This window comes from Protofrankia sp. Cj3, from assembly GCF_917627355.1.
Taxonomy (GTDB): Bacteria; Actinomycetota; Actinomycetes; order Frankiales; family Frankiaceae; genus Protofrankia.
On record NZ_CAKJTR010000075.1, the window covers coordinates 1 to 16,564 of the forward strand.

Below are 16,564 nucleotides of genomic sequence, written 5' to 3' on the forward strand. Positions count from 1 at the left end.
CGGTCGACCCGCACGAGGTACTGCGCATTCTCGGCCCGCGCCAGGTGCAGTTGCACCTGGTGGACCAGGTGCAGGAGGTCTATCGCTCGCAGGGCGTGTCGATCCACGACAAGCACATAGAGATCATCATCCGCCAGATGCTCAAGCGGGTGAACGTGCTGGAGTCGGGTGAGACCACCCTCCTGCCCGGTGAGCTGGTCGAGCGGGCGCGCTTCGAGGAGGAGAACCGCCGGGTGGTCGAGTCCGGTGGGCAGCCGGCATCGGCCCGTCCGGTTCTCATGGGCATCACCAAGGCGTCACTTGCGACCGAGTCCTGGCTGTCGGCGGCCTCCTTCCAGGAGACGACGCGAGTGCTCACCGACGCCGCGATCAATGCCCGGTCGGACTCGCTGGTCGGCCTGAAGGAGAACGTCATCATCGGCAAGCTCATCCCGGCGGGTACCGGCATCTCCCGATACCGCAACATTCGGGTCGAGCCGACCGAGGAGGCGCGGGCGTCCATGTACTCGGTGGGCGGTAACTATGAGGACGGCGCGACCGTCGAGTACGGCGCGTTCGGTACTGGTAGCGGTCAAGCTGTGCCGTTGGATGATTTTGACTACCGCAGCACAGGGGGCGACTACCGATAGCCCGTCCCGCGGGAGAGCCCTGGGGCCCAGGCCACGCGAAAATGTTCACGATCGCGTGGCCTGGGGCTCCCGCCGGATCGGCGCGAAGCCGGTCTGACAGTTCCAGGCCTGTCTGCCGTGTCTTCACCGGACACGCCACCACGGCTGAGCATCCCCAGGAAACACGGCGCTGCCCGGATACCTCCCTGGAGGTATCCGGGCAGCGCCTTCGGTGTGTCAGCGGTCCGTGCTGAATTCTGGACGCCGCTGGCGAGCCAGGTCAGCCGACGGTCCGGGACATACCGTTGTTGTTCTCCCTCCTGGCTGTCTGCCGCAGCTGGCCGCGGGCCAGCTGCGCGTAGATTCCACCGGTTTTGACCAGCCGGTCGTGCGGGCCGGCCTCCACCACGGTGCCCTTTTCCATCACGTAGATACGGTCCGCGGCGGTGGTCATCGTCATTCGATGGGCCACGAGCAGGCAGCTGCGATCGGCGAGAAGACGTTCGAAGGACACCCGAAGCATTTCCTCAGTCAGTGCGTCAAGGTTCGACGTAGCCTCGTCGAGGATGATCGTCCGTGGATTCTGGACCAGGACCCGAGCGATGGCCAGCCGTTGCCGTTCGCCACCCGAGATCTCGTATCCATCGCAGCCGACCGGGGTGTGGATCCCGTCCGGCAGGGAACGGACCACGGTGACGAGACCAGTCGCCTCGAGTGCCGCCCAGAGCTCGTCCGCGGTCGCGGTGGGATTCCCGAAGCGGAGGTTCTCGGCAATGGTACGGCGTTGGATGAATGCTTCCTGGGAGACGAATCCGACCGCGGCTCGCGCCTGCTCGGCGGTGAGTTCAAGGATATCCCGCCCGCCTAGCAGCACTCGCCCGGAAGTGGGCGCCAGGAGCCCGCTCGCGAGGTAACAGAGCGTGGTCTTGCCCGCGCCGCTGAATCCGACGACGGCAACCGTCTCGCCTCTGCGCACGACGATATCCACCGATCGGACCGCCCAGTCGGGCGCGGGTACGTCAGGCGCGTAAGAATAGGAGACGTTCGCCAGGACGAGATCACCGTGCACCGGCGGCCGGGGAATGCCGGCCGGATCTGAAACCGCTGGTTCGGCTTGCGACACGATTTCTTCCGGTGGCCGCGGGCGATCAACTGATGTCAGCGGTCTCACGTTACTGTGGTTCGCCACGCGAGGCCGCTCCAGCGGAATGTCGAGGAAGGCCAGAATGCGGATGAGGGAGGATTCGCCATCAAACAGCTGGGTGCGCAGGTCGGCAAAACCGGCGATTGCGCGAAAGGCCAGGAAGAGCACGCTGAGGAACGCCACGAACGTGCCGGTCGTCATTATCCGCTCCAGCGAGAGCCACGCTCCGAACCCGATCGCGGTCATGGTTGCCAGCACTGCACTGGCCGCGGAGATGAACTGTAGACGGGCGAATACCTGGACCCGGGTACGGACCGCTGTCGCGATAGCCGCGTCCAGCCGTTCGAACTCCTCCTGACCGGCGCCCTGCGCGCGGAACGCACGCAGGTGCAGCGCGCCAGCCGTCCCAGCCAGCTCTATGACGTGATCGACCAGCCGGGTGTGTCGCTCGGCCTCCACCCGGCTGATTTCCCGGATGCGCGCACGAATCAATCGCAGCAGGACGAGTGGAATCGCACCGATCGCGCCGACCGCGACCGCGAGCCGCCATTCCAGCAGAAAGGCGGTCACACCGGCGGCGAGGAGCTCGACTGCCATTGTCGCGATGGCGGGTAGGCAGACGGCGCCGGCGATCTGTACCTTGGCCGTATCAATGGTGAAGAGCGTGACAATATCCCCGTGCCGTGTCCGCATGAAGCGAGGGAACGGCAGAGCGACCGTGTGCTCGTGCAGGTCGCGGCGGATCTGGAAAGCAAGCCGTTCGCTGAGATAGCCGATCAGTATATGTTGCAGGGTGGCTACGAGGGCGCTGAGCACAAAAGCGCCGAGCATGAGGAAGACAGGGAGAAGTATTCCGCGCGTCTGTAGCTGTAGCAGCCACTCGTCAATGAGGTCGCGGATTGCGAACGGCGCCACGGCCAGTGCCGCCGCGCCGAGCAGGGCGAGCCCGGCGTGTGCTATAGCGGCTTTGTTCTGGTCCCTGATGAAACGTTCGATTCGAACGGCGTCAGGATTGCCGGTAAGCCGGGCGAACAGGCGCCCATACAGCCAGGAGACGATAGCGCATGTCTTCAGCAGCACTGCCGTCAGCGAGGTCCGCTGGTGGCTCGGTTGGCTGAGCCATTCGCTGGTCCCGGCGGACGGCTGGCGAGATGTTGTCATCTTGTGAGCCGTTTGCCTGATGTTTTGTTCGGGGCTTAGTCGTCGCTGCGCTGAATTTTCGCGCGGGTGCTGACGGGAGGATTGCCGCCGTGGTAGCCGGCAGCCTCGTCGTCAGCGTCATCGGTGTCGTCCGTGTTATCGGTGGCGGCGGTCGCCGCCTCGCGGTCGCCGCCACCGATTTCCGTCACGGCTGCGCGCACCTCACCGGTACGGATGCTCAGCACTTCCTGGCTGGTGGTGCCGCCGTTTGTCGGGGTACGGGTGACCAGCGATGCGAGGGCCGTCCCGGCAACAGCTTCAGCTGCGCTGAAAACGGAAATCTCCACGTCCTCGGATACCTCGATAATCAACCCGAAAGTGCTTGACGGGGTGATTTCTCGATTATGGTCGAGATGCCGGAGAGAAGTAGGCATGATTCCTCCATCGTAGTCATCCGAACTGACGGTGACAAAATTGAAGTTATCGGGACGTGGATTAGTGGGCAAGGAGTCAACATCATGACTCGGCTCACACCGTTCCTAGTGCCGGAATTAGTCTCGAAGGTGACACGTAGCCGGCGGCCTTGGCCTCGATATCGTTGGTGATTTGCTTGTCAGCACGACGGCTCAACCAATTTTCGCGGGCGCCGGAAAATGTGGCCACGGATTGTGACGCGCGCCGCCGCCAGTCGGCTGGGTGTCCACCGCATCAACCGCATTGACCGCATTCATCGTCAGCTGGACGTGCTTGGGTAGTGTCTCACTGGTGGCTGGGGGCGAGCGAGGCGGCGGAAGCCGGAAACGGGCGCTGTTCGTGCGGCGGCTGAGTGAAATCCTCGACATGGCGGAGCCCGAGGTTGTCGCGCGGCTGTGTCTCGACCGGCGCACCGGTGTCCGGGTCAACCGGCTGTCACCGCTGGGTGCCGCCGAGGTCCACCGGGCGATCGCCGAGCTCGGACTCACCCTTGACCCGCTCGGCTGGTGTCCCGACGGCTACCTCCTCGGGGGCGAGAAGCGGGTCCTGTCGGCGTCGGAGCTCTTCGCCGGTGGCCATGTCTACATCCAGAACATCTCCAGCCTTGTGCCCGCGCTTGCCCTCGAGCCGGAACCGGGAGAGTCGATCATTGACCTGTGCGCGGCGCCCGGCGGGAAGACGGCGCATATCGCCGCGCTTGTCGGCAACGACGCGAGCCTGTGGGCGAACGACGGCATCAAGCCCCGGCTGGACAAGCTGCGTGCGGTGACGCGGCAGTTCCATGTCCGGCTCGCCGCCGCCACCTGTCACCCCGCCCAGTACGCGGACAAGTTCGTCACCGGCCGGTTCGACCGGGTCCTGCTGGACGCTCAGTGCACCGGAGAGGGCCTGGTCGACCTGCGTGACCCCGCCGCGCTGCGGTACTGGAACGAGGAGCGGGTGAGGAACTACGGCTGGTTGCAGCGCAAGATGCTGGTCGCGGCCTGCCGGCTGCTGCGTCCTGGCGGCATCCTGGTCTACTCGACCTGCACGTTCGGGCCGGAGGAGAACGAAGCTCCGCTGAGCTATCTGTTGCGCCACCATCCCGTTGAGGTGTGCCCGATCGAGGTCGACATCGACGCCTGGGCGCCGGGCGCGTGGCGGCCGGGCCTGCGCCGCTGGCGCTCGGAGGCGTTTGATCCGGCGCTCGCCGGGGCACGACGGATCCTGCCGGGCGGGGAGTTCGAGGGCTTTTTCGTCTGCAAGCTGCGGAAGCTGTCGGACTAAGAGCGCCCGGCAATAGGGGCGTGGATCAAGGAGCGGGGCTGGGGTGCGTGCATCGCGAGGCGGCGGAGGGAGTCACCGGAGGTGTTGGGTGGCGACCGACGACAACGCGGTGAGGTGCGTGTCCTGGCCCCGCGACGCCGCGTCCCCTGTTGCCGGGCGCGCTAAGCCGACTGGACTGAGCCGACTGGACTGAGCCGACTGGACTGAGCCGACTGGACTGAGCCGACTGGGCCGGGCGCGGTCGCGGCACGGTGACCCCGATTCGACATACCCGTTACCGGTTCTGTAGTCTCGGTTCCTGCGGCGCTGTGCGCTGCAGGTTTGACCTGTGTCTTGCGCCATCCACTGGCGCCGTGGCCCGTCCTGCCGGGCCGGCGGCGACTTCGGACGGCCCGGCTCCACGTCAGGTGGGCGGGCGCACCTCCACGGCAGACCACTCGGGTTACCCGGGGGTTTTTCGAGAGTGAGCGACACGCCCGACCGCGTGGGTCGGACACAGCCGACATAACAGCAGGTACCGGCAGGACGGAAGAGGAACGGGAGCGGCGTTGCCGACGATCCAGCAGTTGGTCCGCAAGGGCCGGCAGGACAAGGTCGAGAAGACCAAGACCCCGGCACTCAAGGGGAGCCCGCAGCGTCGTGGCGTGTGCACCCGCGTCTACACGACCACGCCCAAGAAGCCCAATTCGGCGCTTCGCAAGGTCGCCCGCGTCCGGCTCCACAGCGGGATGGAGGTCACGGCCTACATCCCCGGGGTGGGGCACAACCTGCAGGAGCACTCGATCGTCCTGGTCCGCGGCGGCCGGGTGAAGGACCTTCCGGGCGTCCGTTACAAGATCGTACGCGGGACGCTGGACACCCAGGGCGTCCGCAACCGCAAGCAGGCGCGCAGCAAGTACGGAGCGAAGAAGGAGAAGGCCTGATGCCACGCAAGGGCCCGGCTCCCAAGCACGCCGTCGTCGTCGATCCGGTCTACGGCTCACCGCTGGTGACAGCGCTGGTCAACAAGGTTCTCCTGAGCGGCAAGAAGTCGCTGGCCGAGCGGATCGTCTACGGCGCGCTCGAGGGTGCCCGGGAGAAGACCGGCAATGACCCCGTGGTCACGCTCAAGCGTGCCCTCGACAACGTCAAGCCGACCCTGGAGGTGCGCAGCCGCCGGGTTGGCGGCGCCACCTACCAGGTGCCGGTCGAGGTGCGCTCGAGCCGGAGCACCACCCTCGCGCTTCGCTGGCTGGTGGGCTACGCCCGGCAGCGGCGTGAGAAGACCATGACCGAGCGCCTCATGAACGAGCTGATCGACGCGAGTAACGGTCTCGGCGCGAGCGTGAAGCGGCGCGAGGACACCCACAAGATGGCGGAGTCCAACAAGGCCTTCGCCCACTACCGCTGGTAACTAACATGTCTGCTGACGTACGTGCCGCGCTGGCTTCGACCCGCAACATCGGGATCATGGCCCACATTGACGCGGGCAAGACCACGACCACCGAGCGGATCCTTTTCTACACCGGCGTCAATTACAAGATCGGTGAAGTCCATGATGGCGGTGCCACCATGGACTGGATGGAGCAGGAGCAGGAGCGGGGGATCACGATCACCTCCGCTGCCACCACCTGTATGTGGCGTGACCACACCATCAACATCATCGATACCCCGGGGCACGTCGACTTCACGGTCGAGGTGGAACGCTCGCTGCGTGTCCTCGACGGCGCCGTCGCGGTCTTCGACGCCGTGGCCGGGGTCGAGCCGCAGAGCGAGACGGTCTGGCGCCAGGCTGACCGCTACAACGTCCCGCGGATCGCGTTCGTCAACAAGATGGACCGGGTCGGCGCTGAGTTCCACCGCTGCGTGGACATGATGGTTGACCGCCTCGCCGCGACACCGGCCGTCATCCAGCTCCCGTGGGGTGTCGAAGCCGACTTCAAAGGTGTCATCGACCTGGTTGCCATGAAGGGCCTGCTCTGGCACACCGAGGACAAGGGCGCCTCCTACGAGACCGTCGACATCCCGCGTGACCACGCCGAGGCCGCGCAGGAGTGGCGGGACAAGCTCGTCGAGACCGTCGCCGAGAACGACGACAGCCTGATGGAGCTGTATCTCGAGGGCGAGGAGCCGAGCGAGGAGCAGCTGCGGGCGGCACTGCGCCGGGCGACCCTGGTCGGCTCGGTGAATCCCGTCCTGTGCGGCTCGGCGTTCAAGAACAAGGGCGTGCAGCCGATGCTCGACGCCGTCGTGGACTACCTGCCGAGCCCGCTGGACATCGGTGTCACGATCGGCCACGCGATGGGCCGCGAGGAGAACGAGGTCGCGCGCCGGCCGGACGAGAGCGAGCCCTTCTCCGCGCTCGCCTTCAAGATCATGACCGATCCGTACGTCGGGAAGCTGACCTACATCCGGGTCTACTCGGGACGGCTCACCGCCGGCTCACCGGTGCTGAACTCGACCAAGGACCGCAAGGAGCGGATCGGTCGCATCCTGCAGATGCACGCCAACCACCGCGAGGATCGCGACGGTGTCGGCGCGGGCCAGATCGTCGCGGTGGTCGGCCTGAAGAACACGACCACCGGTGACACGCTCTGCGACCCGAACAGCCCGATCATCCTGGAGTCGATGACCTTCCCGGCCCCGGTCATCAGCGTCGCGATCGAGCCGAAGACCAAAGCCGACCAGCAGAAGCTGGGTACGGCTATCGGCCGCCTCGCCGAGGAGGACCCGACCTTCCAGGTCCGGACCGACGACGAGACCGGTCAGACGATCATTGCGGGCATGGGCGAGCTGCACTTGGACGTACTCGTCGACCGGATGCGCCGCGAGTTCGGTGTCACCGCCAACGTCGGCAAGCCGCAGGTCGCCTACCGCGAGACCATCCGCCGCAAGGTCGAGAAGGTCGACTACACGCACAAGAAGCAGACCGGTGGCTCGGGGCAGTATGCCCGAGTGATCATCGATCTCGAGCCTTCCGGCGGTGACGGCGGTGGTTACGAGTTCGCGAACAAGGTCACCGGTGGCCGCATCCCACGCGAGTACATCCCGTCCGTCGACGCTGGCTGCCAGGAGGCGATGGAGTTCGGTGTCCTCGCCGGCTACCCCCTCGTCGACGTGAAGGTCACCCTGACCGATGGTCAGTACCACGATGTCGACTCGTCCGAGCTCGCTTTCAAGATCGCCGGTTCGATGGCTTTCAAGGAGGCGGCCCGCAAGGCCGACCCGGTTCTGCTCGAGCCGATGATGGCGGTCGAGGTCACCACCCCTGAGGACTACATGGGTGACGTGATCGGCGACCTCAACTCACGGCGTGGGCAGATCCAGGCCATGGACGAGCGGGCCGGCGCGCGCATCGTCAAGGCGACCGTCCCGCTGTCGGAGATGTTCGGTTACGTCGGAGACCTGCGGTCGAAGACATCCGGCCGGGCTTCCTACTCGATGCAGTTCGACTCCTACGCCGAGGTCCCGGCGGGGGTTGCCAAGGAAATCATCGCGAAAGCACGCGGGGAGTGACGGGTGGCCGGGGCGGGGCCTAACCAGCGCCGCACCAGGCCCGACACGACCACGATCATTAGCACGGCACGACACCACCCGTCCTTGGAGGGACACCCGTGGCGAAGCAGAAGTTCGAGCGGAACAAGCCGCATGTCAACATCGGTACCATCGGTCACATCGACCATGGCAAGACCACGCTGACCGCGGCCATTACCAAGGTCCTGCACGACGCACACCCCGAGCTGAACCCCTTCACGCCGTTCGACCAGATCGACAAGGCGCCGGAGGAGAAGGCCCGCGGCATCACGATCTCGATCGCCCACGTCGAGTACCAGACCGACAACCGGCACTACGCCCACGTTGACTGCCCCGGTCACGCCGACTACATCAAAAACATGATCACGGGTGCCGCCCAGATGGACGGCGCGATCCTGGTCGTGTCGGCCACCGACGGCCCGATGCCGCAGACCAGGGAGCACGTGCTGCTCGCTCGCCAGGTCGGCGTGCCTTACATCGTCGTGGCGTTGAACAAGGCCGACATGGTCGACGACGAGGAGATCCTCGAGCTCGTCGAGCTCGAGGTGCGTGAGCTGCTGAGCTTGTACGAGTTTCCGGGTGACGACGTGCCGGTGGTTCGCGTCTCGGCGCTCAAGGCGCTTGAGGGCGACAAGGAGTGGGGCGCGAAGCTGCTGGAACTCATGCAGGCTGTCGACGACTCCATCCCGGAGCCCGAGCGCGACATCGACAAGCCCTTCCTCATGCCGATCGAGGACGTCTTCACGATCACCGGCCGTGGCACCGTTGTCACCGGTCGGGTGGAGCGAGGCGTTGTCAAGGTCAGTGAGACCGTCGAGATCGTCGGTATCCGACCGGATGTCACCACGACGACCGTCACCGGTGTCGAGATGTTCCGCAAGCTGCTCGACGAGGGGCGTGCCGGTGACAACGTCGGTCTGCTCCTGCGTGGGGTGAAGCGCGAGGACGTCGAGCGCGGCCAGGTCGTTGTCAAGCCGAAGTCGATCATGCCGCACACCAACTTCGAGGCGCAGGTCTACATCCTCAGCAAGGACGAGGGTGGCCGCCACACGCCGTTCTTCAACAACTACCGTCCGCAGTTCTACTTCCGGACCACGGACGTGACCGGTGTCGTGACCCTTCCTGAGGGCACCGAAATGGTCATGCCGGGCGACAACACCGAGATGACGGTCGAGCTTATCCAGCCGATCGCCATGGAGGAGGGCCTGCGGTTCGCCATCCGTGAGGGTGGCCGGACCGTTGGCGCCGGTCGCGTCACCAAGATCCTCAAGTAGTCGCCGCGAGCGGCGGGCCGCGGGCCCTGTGGGGCCTTTCCGCCCGCCGCTCGCGCGGTGCACAGACTTGTCAACAAGCGGTACATCCGGCGGCAGCTCCGGCCAGGAACGGACCCTGCAGGGCCAGCGAGCCGGACGAGACAGACAGGACAGGCGAAGCCCACCATGGCGGCACAGAAGATCCGCATCCGGCTCAAGGCCTACGACCACGAGATCATCGATAGTTCGGCGCGAAAGATCGTCGAGACGGTGACGAGGACTGGTGCGCAGGTCGCGGGACCGGTGCCGCTGCCGACGGAGAAGAACGTCTACTGCGTGATCCGGTCGCCGCACAAGTACAAGGACAGCCGTGAGCACTTTGAGATGCGCACGCACAAGCGGCTGATCGACATTCTTGACCCGACGCCGAAGACGGTCGACTCGCTGATGCGCCTCGACCTGCCAGCGGGTGTCGATATCGAGATCAAGCTTTAAAGGGGCCGGCGCAGTCATGCTCAATCGCAACTACAGGGGCCTGCTGGGCACCAAGCTCGGGATGACCCAGGTATGGGACGCCAACAACCGCATCGTCCCGGTCACGGTGATTAAGGCCGGTCCGAACGTGGTGACGCAGATCAGGACTCCCGATTCGGACGGCTATTCGGCGGTCCAGCTCGGTTACGGTGAAGTCGACCCCCGTCGGGTGACCCAGCCGCTGCGCGGTCACTTCGCGCGCGCCGGGGTGCCTCCCCGGCGCCATCTGGTCGAGCTGCGCACGGCGGACGCCGCCAGGTACCGGCCCGGCCAGGAACTGACCGGAGCGGTCTTCGCCGCGGGCGCGGTGGTGGACGTAACGGGAACATCCAAGGGCAAGGGCTTCGCCGGTGTGATGAAGCGGCACGGCTTCAAGGGCCTTGGCGCCGGCCACGGAGTCGAGCGCAAGCACCGTTCACCGGGCTCGGTCGGCGGCTGCGCCACTCCCGGCCGGGTCTTCAAGGGCCTGCGCATGGCTGGGCGGATGGGGCATGAGCGCGTCACCGTTGCGGGCCTGACCGTCCACGCGGTCGACACCGAACGTGGTTTTTTGTTGATCAAAGGTGCGGTGCCCGGCCCTGACGGGGGCTTGGTGCTCGTCCGCAGCGCGGCGAAACGTCCCGCACCCGCTGACTTTGAGCCCGCTGACTTCGCCGCCGCCGAGACGCCTGTCACGAGCGGCGACGCTGTGACGTCCAGTGAGGAGGTATCGGCATGAGCGCAGCGACGACGTCAGCGCGCGCCCGGTCGCGGACTTCCGCGGCTGCCGCCGCCGTGCCCGAGACCCGCACGATCGTTGTCCACGCTCCCACCGGTGGTGAGGTCGGCAGCGCACAACTGCCCGGGGCGGTGTTCGACGTCGCGCTGAACGTCCCGCTCATCCACCAGGTGGTGGTGGCGCAGCTCGCCGCGGCGCGCCAGGGCACCCACTCCACGCTGACCCGCGGCGAGGTCCGCGGTGGTGGGCGTAAGCCCTACCGGCAGAAGGGCACCGGCCGGGCCCGGCAGGGCTCGCTGCGCGCCCCGCAGTTCACCGGCGGTGGCATCGTTCACGGCCCCAAGCCCCGCTCTTACGACCAGCGGACGCCCAAGAAGATGAAGGCCGCCGCGCTGCGTGGGGCCCTGTCCGACCGGGCGCGCAACAACCGGATCCACGTTGTGTCGTCGCTGGTTGCCGGTGCGACCCCGTCGACAAAGGCCGCGCTCACGGCGCTTCGGACGATCGCTGATACCCGCCGGGTGCTGGTGGTGGCGGCCCGGGACGACGAGCTCACCTGGAAGAGCCTGCGCAACGTCCCCGCTGTGCACCTGCTTGATCCCGGCCAGCTCAACACCTACGACGTGCTCGTCAGCGACGATGTGGTGTTCACCGAGGGCGCTCTGGCTGCCTTCCTGGCCCGGTCACAGGTGCTGGCGGCACAGGATGGGTCCTTCGTCCCGGCTGGCGATGCGGAGCCGCTGGGCACCCAGGAGTCGCGGGCCCGGTCCGACGATGGCGCGGAAGCCGAGGAGGAAGCCAAGTGATCGCCGATCCGCGTGACGTGATCATCAAGCCGGTCGTCTCCGAGAAGAGCTACGGCCTGTTGGACGAGAACGTCTACACGTTCATCGTCCGTCCGGGCGCGAACAAGACCGAGATCAAGATTGCGGTCCAGCAGATTTTCAACGTCCGGGTGCTGCGGGTGAACACCATCAACCGCTCGGGTAAGCGCAAGCGCACCAAGGCCGGTTGGGGTCAGCGCAAGTCCACCAAGCGGGCCATGGTCAGTCTGGCTCCCGGGGACACCATCGAGATCTTCGGAGGCCCTGGTGCATGAGAGGGCTTTCAGTCTGATCGCGTTCGGCTCGCAGACCACCACCACGCCGGGATCCAGCGGGATACCTGGCAAGGCCGCAGGCGGCGCCGCGTGGCCGGCGGTCACGCAAGCCGACGAGAACGCTGCCAGGCGCCCGCTGGGCCTGGCGTGCGGGGACTTGTTCGCCCGCCATCTCGGCAGGATCCAGCGGGTTCCTGGCAAGGCCGCAGGCGGCGCCGCGTGGCCGGCGGTCACGCAAGCCGACGAGAACGCTGCCAGGCGCCCGCTGGGCCTGGCGTGCGGGGACTAGGACACGGTGGATAACCATGGGTATTCGTAGGTACAAGCCGACCACACCGGGTCGCCGTGGTTCGAGCGTGGCCGACTTCGTCGAGATCACTCGTGACCATCCGGAGAAGTCGCTGGTCCGCCCGCTGCACTCCAAGGGCGGTCGGAACGTCCACGGGCGTATCACCACACGGCACCAGGGCGGCGGGCACAAGCGTGCCTACCGTCTGATTGATTTCAAGCGGGACAAGGATGGTGTGCCGGCCAAGGTCGCGCACATCGAGTATGACCCGAACCGGACCGCGCGGATCGCTCTGCTGCACTACGCCGACGGCGAGAAGCGCTACATCCTCGCCCCGGTGAAACTCAAGCAGGGCGACATGGTCAGTTCGGGCACGACCGCCGACATCAAGCCTGGTAATGCCCTGCCGCTGCGCAACATCCCGACCGGCACGGTGGTGCACGCCATCGAGCTGCGTCCCGGCGGTGGTGCGAAGATCGCGCGCAGCGCTGGCGCGAGCGTGCAGCTGGTGGCCAAGGACGGTCCCTTCGCCCAGCTCCGGATGCCCTCCGGTGAGATCCGCAACGTCGACGTCCGCTGCCGGGCCACGGTCGGTGAGGTGGGCAACGCCGAGCAGAACAATATCAACTGGGGTAAGGCCGGCCGGATGCGCTGGAAGGGGCGTCGGCCCACCGTCCGCGGTGTGGCGATGAACCCAGTTGATCACCCGCATGGTGGTGGCGAGGGCAAGACCTCCGGTGGCCGGCATCCGGTGAACCCGAAGGGCCGTCCCGAGGGGCGTACCCGCGCTACCCGTAAGTCGAGCGACGCGCTGATCGTCCGTCGTCGGAAGCAGAACAGGCGGCGGTGATCATGATTGTTCACATCCGGTGCCAATCGACGTATGACCATCGGTTCTGAGCGGGAAGGAGGAGACACGCCATGCCACGTAGCCTGAAGAAGGGCCCGTTCGTCGACGACCACCTGCTCAAGAAGGTGGACGTACAGAACGCCAAGGGCACGAAGAACGTCATCAAGACCTGGTCGCGGCGCTCGACGGTGATCCCGGACATGCTGGGGCACACCATCGCCGTGCACGACGGCCGCAAGCACGTCCCGGTGTTCATCACCGAGGGGATGGTTGGTCACAAGCTCGGCGAGTTCGCGCCGACGCGGACCTTCCGCGGTCACGTCAAGGAAGACCGGAGGTCGCGTCGTGGCTGACGACCTCGTGGACGGGCTCACCCGGTCCGGTCTGGACGGGGCGAAGGCCTCGGCCCGCTATGTCCGGGTATCGCCGACCAAGGCGCGTCGGGTTGTCGACCTGGTCCGTGGCCGTTCCGCCCGCGAGGCCCTGGACATCCTCCGTTTTGCCCCACAGGCGGCCAGCGAGGACGTGTACAAGGTGGTCGCGAGCGCGGTTGCGAACGCCGAGCACAATCACGGCCTTGACCCGTCCACGCTCTGGGTGGGCGAGGTCTACGTCGACGAGGGCCCGACGCTCAAGCGCATCCGTCCGCGGGCGCAGGGCCGTGCCTACCGGATCCGGAAGCGGACCAGCCACATCACGGTCGTCGTGGAAAGCCGGGAACCGGTTTCGGTGACCCGCGGCGCGTCGACCGGCGCATCGCAGACTGCAAGGAGGGCCCGGTAGTGGGGCAGAAGGTCAACCCGCACGGGTTCCGGCTCGGGATCACTTCGGAGTTCACCTCTCGTTGGTACGCCGACAAGCAGTACAAGGCGTACGTCGGCGAGGATGTGAAGATCCGTAAGATGATGTCCCGGGGTATGGAGCGCGCGGGAATCAGTCGGGTCGACATCGAGCGGACCCAGGGCCGGCTGCGGGTGGACATCCACACCGCCCGCCCGGGGATCGTCATCGGACGTCGCGGCGCTGAGGCCGACCGCATCCGCGGCGACCTCGAGAAGCTGACCGGCAAGCAGGTCCAGCTCAACATCCTTGAGGTGAAGAACCCTGAGGTCGACGCCCAGCTCGTCGCGCAGGGCGTGGCGGAGCAGCTGTCGAGCCGGGTCAGCTTCCGGCGGGCGATGCGCAAGGCCATGCAGTCGGCGATGAAGGGCGGCGCCAAGGGCATCCGGGTGCAGTGTTCCGGACGCCTGGGCGGCGCCGAGATGAGCCGCTCGGAGTTCTACCGCGAAGGCCGGGTGCCCCTGCACACGCTGCGCGCCGACATCGACTACGGATTCTACGAGGCCCGGACCACCTTCGGCCGTATCGGCGTGAAGGTCTGGATCTACAAGGGTGACGTGGTCCAGAGCCGTGCGGAGCGGGAGGCGCAGGAGGCACTCCAGCGCCAGCACCGCCGGGAGCGCCCGCGCCGTGGGCCACGGTCGGGTTCGTCGGGTACCACCACCGGTGGCACCGACGCCGGGCGTGCCGCCGCGCGGCAGGGTGAGCGGCGTGGCCGTGGCGGTGGCGGTGCCACCGGTGGTGGTGGCGGTAACGCTGGTAGCGGTAACGCTGGTAGCGGTGGTGACGCGACGGCTGCGGTTGGCGCTGACACCGCTACCGCGCCGGCTGTGACGGCCCCGGCGGCTGAGGCGGCTGCCCCCGCGGCGCCGGTCTCAGCTCCGGTTTCGGCTCCGCTCGACACCGCCGCGCCCGCTGCTGGGACGGCCCAGGAGACGGAGGGCTAGGACAATGCTGATTCCCCGTAAGGTCGCGCACCGCAAGCAGCACCATCCCGGTCGTGGCGGCGCGGCCAAGGGCGGCACCAAAATCGCGTTCGGTGAGTTCGGCATCCAGGCGCTGGAGTCCGCCTATGTGACGAACCGGCAGATCGAGTCGGCGCGTATCGCGATGACGCGCCACATCCGCCGTGGTGGCAAGGTTTGGATCAACATCTACCCGGACCGGCCGCTGACCAAGAAGCCGGCTGAGACCCGGATGGGTTCGGGCAAGGGCTCGCCGGAGTGGTGGATCGCCAACGTCAAGCCCGGGCGCATGATGTTCGAACTCTCGGGGGTGTCTGAGCCGGTCGCGCGGGAGGCGATGCGGCGTGCCATCCACAAGCTCCCGATGAAGTGCCGGTTCGTGACCCGCGAGGGAGGCGCGTGATGGCGACCGCGACCGCCGACGAGCTACGGACCCTGTCTGGGCAGGACCTGGTGGACAAGCTGCGCGAGGCCAAGGAGGAGCTCTTCAACCTCCGTTTTCAGGCCGCTACCGGTCAGCTTTCCAACAATCGCCGCCTGCAGGACGTCCGGCGTGACATCGCGCGTATCTACACGGTGCTCCGGGAGCGTGAACTCGGCCTCGCTGATGATCCGAACCTGGTCGGGACTGAAGTGCCCGGAGCGGTTGGCGGCGTTGAGCCGTTGCAGACAACGGCGGCGATACAGGTGGAACGGGCGTGAATGGGATGACAACGGACGGCACCCCGGCGACAGGGAACCCGCCGGTCACCGCGCGGGCGGCGACCGGCGGCCGCGGCTTCCGCAAGGTCCGCGAAGGCCTTGTGATCAGCGACAAGATGGCCAAGACCGTGGTGGTCGCGGTGGAGGACCGGGTTCAGCACCCGCTCTACGGCAAGACCATCAGGCGTACCAAGAAGGTCAAGGCACACGACGAGAACAGTACGACCGGCGTCGGTGACCGGGTCCTGCTGATGGAGACCCGCCCGCTGTCGGCGACCAAGCGCTGGCGTGTGGTCGAGGTTCTGGAGAAGGCCAAGTAGATCGACCAGCCGATTGTGTTCTACGGGCCGATGGCGGCGTGATCGTGGTTTTTCGCGCCGCCGGAGGACTTGGAAGGGTCTAGCGAGCCGGCCGCCGGCAGGCGGGCGCCGACGCAGTTCGGGAGCGGGAAGTGATCCAGCAGGAGTCGCGGCTTCGGGTCGCCGACAACACGGGTGCCAGGGAACTGCTGTGCATTCGGGTACTCGGTGGTTCGGGGCGTCGTTATGCCGGTATCGGCGACATCATCGTCGGGACCGTGAAGGACGCCCTGCCCGGGGCTGGCGTCAAGCGTGGTGACGTGGTCAAGGCGGTCGTCGTACGCACCACCAAGGAGCGCCGGCGTCCCGACGGCTCCTATATCCGGTTCGACGAGAACGCCGCCGTGCTCATCCGGGACGGTGGCGACCCCCGGGGTACACGCATCTTCGGACCGGTTGGTCGCGAGTTGCGTGACAAGAAGTTCATGAAGATTATTTCGCTGGCGCCGGAGGTGCTGTGACCGTGGCCAGAATGAAGATCAGAAAAGGCGACACGGTCCAGATCGTGACAGGTAAGGACCGTGGGCTCAAGGGGAAGGTCATCAGGGCTTTCCCCGCTGAGGACAAAGTGGTTGTCGAGGGCGCGAACAGGGTCGTCCGACACACCCGGGTGAACACCTCCGCTCGGGGCTCGCAGTCCGGCGGCATCGTCACCCAGGAAGCGCCCATCCACGTCAGCAACGTCATGATTGTCGATCCGTCCGACGGCCGTCCGACCAGGATCGGCTACCGCATCAACGATGACGGCACGAAGGTGCGGATCTCCCGTCGCACCGGCACCGAGCTGTAGATATGGCTAACGTAACCGCA

21 protein-coding genes and 1 pseudogene are annotated in these 16,564 nt (G+C 66.6%); 20 read left to right on the plus strand and 2 right to left on the minus strand.

Features of this window, described 5'->3' with window-relative positions:
- Positions 1-629, plus strand: a pseudogene (locus MJ783_RS12230) (DNA-directed RNA polymerase subunit beta'); the annotation flags it as partial.
- A 259-nt stretch (positions 630-888) separates the two neighbouring features.
- Here MJ783_RS12230 and MJ783_RS12235 read toward each other — a convergent pair.
- Together MJ783_RS12235 and MJ783_RS12240 are read right to left on the minus strand one after the other, a co-directional pair.
- Positions 889-2,913, minus strand: a complete 2,025-nt coding sequence (locus MJ783_RS12235; RefSeq protein ID WP_239310539.1) for an ABC transporter ATP-binding protein — start codon at positions 2,911-2,913, stop codon at positions 889-891.
- Between the two features lie 35 nt (positions 2,914-2,948).
- Complete coding sequence (locus tag MJ783_RS12240) at positions 2,949-3,326, minus strand: hypothetical protein (RefSeq protein WP_239310540.1); 378 nt, start codon at positions 3,324-3,326, stop codon at positions 2,949-2,951.
- Between the two features lie 379 nt (positions 3,327-3,705).
- Here MJ783_RS12240 and MJ783_RS12245 point away from each other — a divergent pair, with 379 nt between their 5' ends.
- The 19 genes from MJ783_RS12245 to rplX all read left to right on the plus strand — a co-directional run bounded on the left by MJ783_RS12245 (position 3,706) and on the right by rplX (position 16,544).
- The gene (locus tag MJ783_RS12245; protein ID WP_239310541.1) at positions 3,706-4,632 is read left to right on the plus strand and encodes an RsmB/NOP family class I SAM-dependent RNA methyltransferase; all 927 of its coding nucleotides are present in this window, start codon (positions 3,706-3,708) and stop codon (positions 4,630-4,632) included.
- Between the two features lie 548 nt (positions 4,633-5,180).
- Positions 5,181-5,555, plus strand: coding sequence for a 30S ribosomal protein S12 (gene rpsL, locus MJ783_RS12250; RefSeq protein WP_131748563.1), 375 nt, complete (start codon positions 5,181-5,183; stop codon positions 5,553-5,555).
- On the plus strand, positions 5,555-6,025 hold the full coding sequence (gene rpsG / locus MJ783_RS12255) for a 30S ribosomal protein S7 (RefSeq protein ID WP_239310542.1): 471 nt from the start codon (positions 5,555-5,557) through the stop codon (positions 6,023-6,025). The genes rpsL and rpsG overlap by 1 nt, the downstream gene beginning before the upstream one ends.
- A 5-nt stretch (positions 6,026-6,030) precedes the next feature.
- The gene (fusA, locus tag MJ783_RS12260) at positions 6,031-8,127 is read left to right on the plus strand and encodes an elongation factor G (protein ID WP_239310543.1); all 2,097 of its coding nucleotides are present in this window, start codon (positions 6,031-6,033) and stop codon (positions 8,125-8,127) included.
- A 98-nt stretch (positions 8,128-8,225) separates the two neighbouring features.
- Positions 8,226-9,419, plus strand: a complete 1,194-nt coding sequence (tuf, locus tag MJ783_RS12265; RefSeq protein ID WP_239310544.1) for an elongation factor Tu — start codon at positions 8,226-8,228, stop codon at positions 9,417-9,419.
- Positions 9,420-9,584: 165 nt separating this feature from the next.
- Complete coding sequence (gene rpsJ / locus MJ783_RS12270; RefSeq protein ID WP_013875113.1) at positions 9,585-9,893, plus strand: 30S ribosomal protein S10; 309 nt, start codon at positions 9,585-9,587, stop codon at positions 9,891-9,893.
- Between the two features lie 16 nt (positions 9,894-9,909).
- A complete protein-coding gene (gene rplC / locus MJ783_RS12275) occupies positions 9,910-10,650 on the plus strand; it encodes a 50S ribosomal protein L3 (protein ID WP_239310545.1) in 741 nt (246 codons plus the stop codon).
- Positions 10,647-11,456, plus strand: coding sequence for a 50S ribosomal protein L4 (rplD, locus tag MJ783_RS12280; protein WP_239310546.1), 810 nt, complete (start codon positions 10,647-10,649; stop codon positions 11,454-11,456). Before rplC ends, rplD begins: the two co-directional genes overlap by 4 nt.
- The gene (gene rplW / locus MJ783_RS12285) at positions 11,453-11,749 is read left to right on the plus strand and encodes a 50S ribosomal protein L23 (RefSeq protein WP_239310547.1); all 297 of its coding nucleotides are present in this window, start codon (positions 11,453-11,455) and stop codon (positions 11,747-11,749) included. The genes rplD and rplW overlap by 4 nt, the downstream gene beginning before the upstream one ends.
- Positions 11,742-12,038 carry a hypothetical protein gene (locus MJ783_RS12290; protein WP_239310548.1) on the plus strand — a complete coding sequence of 99 codons (297 nt, stop codon included), beginning with the start codon at positions 11,742-11,744 and terminating at the stop codon, positions 12,036-12,038. The genes rplW and MJ783_RS12290 overlap by 8 nt, the downstream gene beginning before the upstream one ends.
- A 16-nt stretch (positions 12,039-12,054) precedes the next feature.
- Positions 12,055-12,888 (plus strand): 50S ribosomal protein L2, encoded by an 834-nt coding sequence (gene rplB, locus MJ783_RS12295; RefSeq protein WP_239310549.1) that lies wholly within the window; start codon positions 12,055-12,057, stop codon positions 12,886-12,888.
- A gap of 71 nt (positions 12,889-12,959) precedes the next feature.
- Positions 12,960-13,241 carry a 30S ribosomal protein S19 gene (gene rpsS, locus MJ783_RS12300; RefSeq protein ID WP_239310550.1) on the plus strand — a complete coding sequence of 94 codons (282 nt, stop codon included), beginning with the start codon at positions 12,960-12,962 and terminating at the stop codon, positions 13,239-13,241.
- Entirely contained in the window at positions 13,234-13,671 is a 438-nt protein-coding gene (rplV, locus tag MJ783_RS12305) for a 50S ribosomal protein L22 (protein WP_239310551.1), read from the plus strand. The genes rpsS and rplV overlap by 8 nt, the downstream gene beginning before the upstream one ends.
- Complete coding sequence (rpsC, locus tag MJ783_RS12310; RefSeq protein WP_239310552.1) at positions 13,671-14,675, plus strand: 30S ribosomal protein S3; 1,005 nt, start codon at positions 13,671-13,673, stop codon at positions 14,673-14,675. Before rplV ends, rpsC begins: the two co-directional genes overlap by 1 nt.
- Positions 14,676-14,679: 4 nt before the next feature.
- Complete coding sequence (gene rplP / locus MJ783_RS12315; protein ID WP_239310553.1) at positions 14,680-15,096, plus strand: 50S ribosomal protein L16; 417 nt, start codon at positions 14,680-14,682, stop codon at positions 15,094-15,096.
- Positions 15,096-15,395 carry a 50S ribosomal protein L29 gene (rpmC, locus tag MJ783_RS12320; RefSeq protein ID WP_239310554.1) on the plus strand — a complete coding sequence of 100 codons (300 nt, stop codon included), beginning with the start codon at positions 15,096-15,098 and terminating at the stop codon, positions 15,393-15,395. The genes rplP and rpmC overlap by 1 nt, the downstream gene beginning before the upstream one ends.
- A gap of 5 nt (positions 15,396-15,400) precedes the next feature.
- Positions 15,401-15,715: a 30S ribosomal protein S17 gene (rpsQ, locus tag MJ783_RS12325; protein ID WP_370651612.1), complete on the plus strand. Its 315-nt coding sequence runs from the start codon at positions 15,401-15,403 to the stop codon at positions 15,713-15,715.
- A gap of 131 nt (positions 15,716-15,846) precedes the next feature.
- Positions 15,847-16,215 (plus strand): 50S ribosomal protein L14, encoded by a 369-nt coding sequence (gene rplN / locus MJ783_RS12330; protein ID WP_131748536.1) that lies wholly within the window; start codon positions 15,847-15,849, stop codon positions 16,213-16,215.
- An 11-nt stretch (positions 16,216-16,226) separates the two neighbouring features.
- Positions 16,227-16,544 (plus strand): 50S ribosomal protein L24, encoded by a 318-nt coding sequence (gene rplX, locus MJ783_RS12335; protein ID WP_239310564.1) that lies wholly within the window; start codon positions 16,227-16,229, stop codon positions 16,542-16,544.
- The last annotated feature ends 20 nt before the right edge of the window (positions 16,545-16,564 follow it).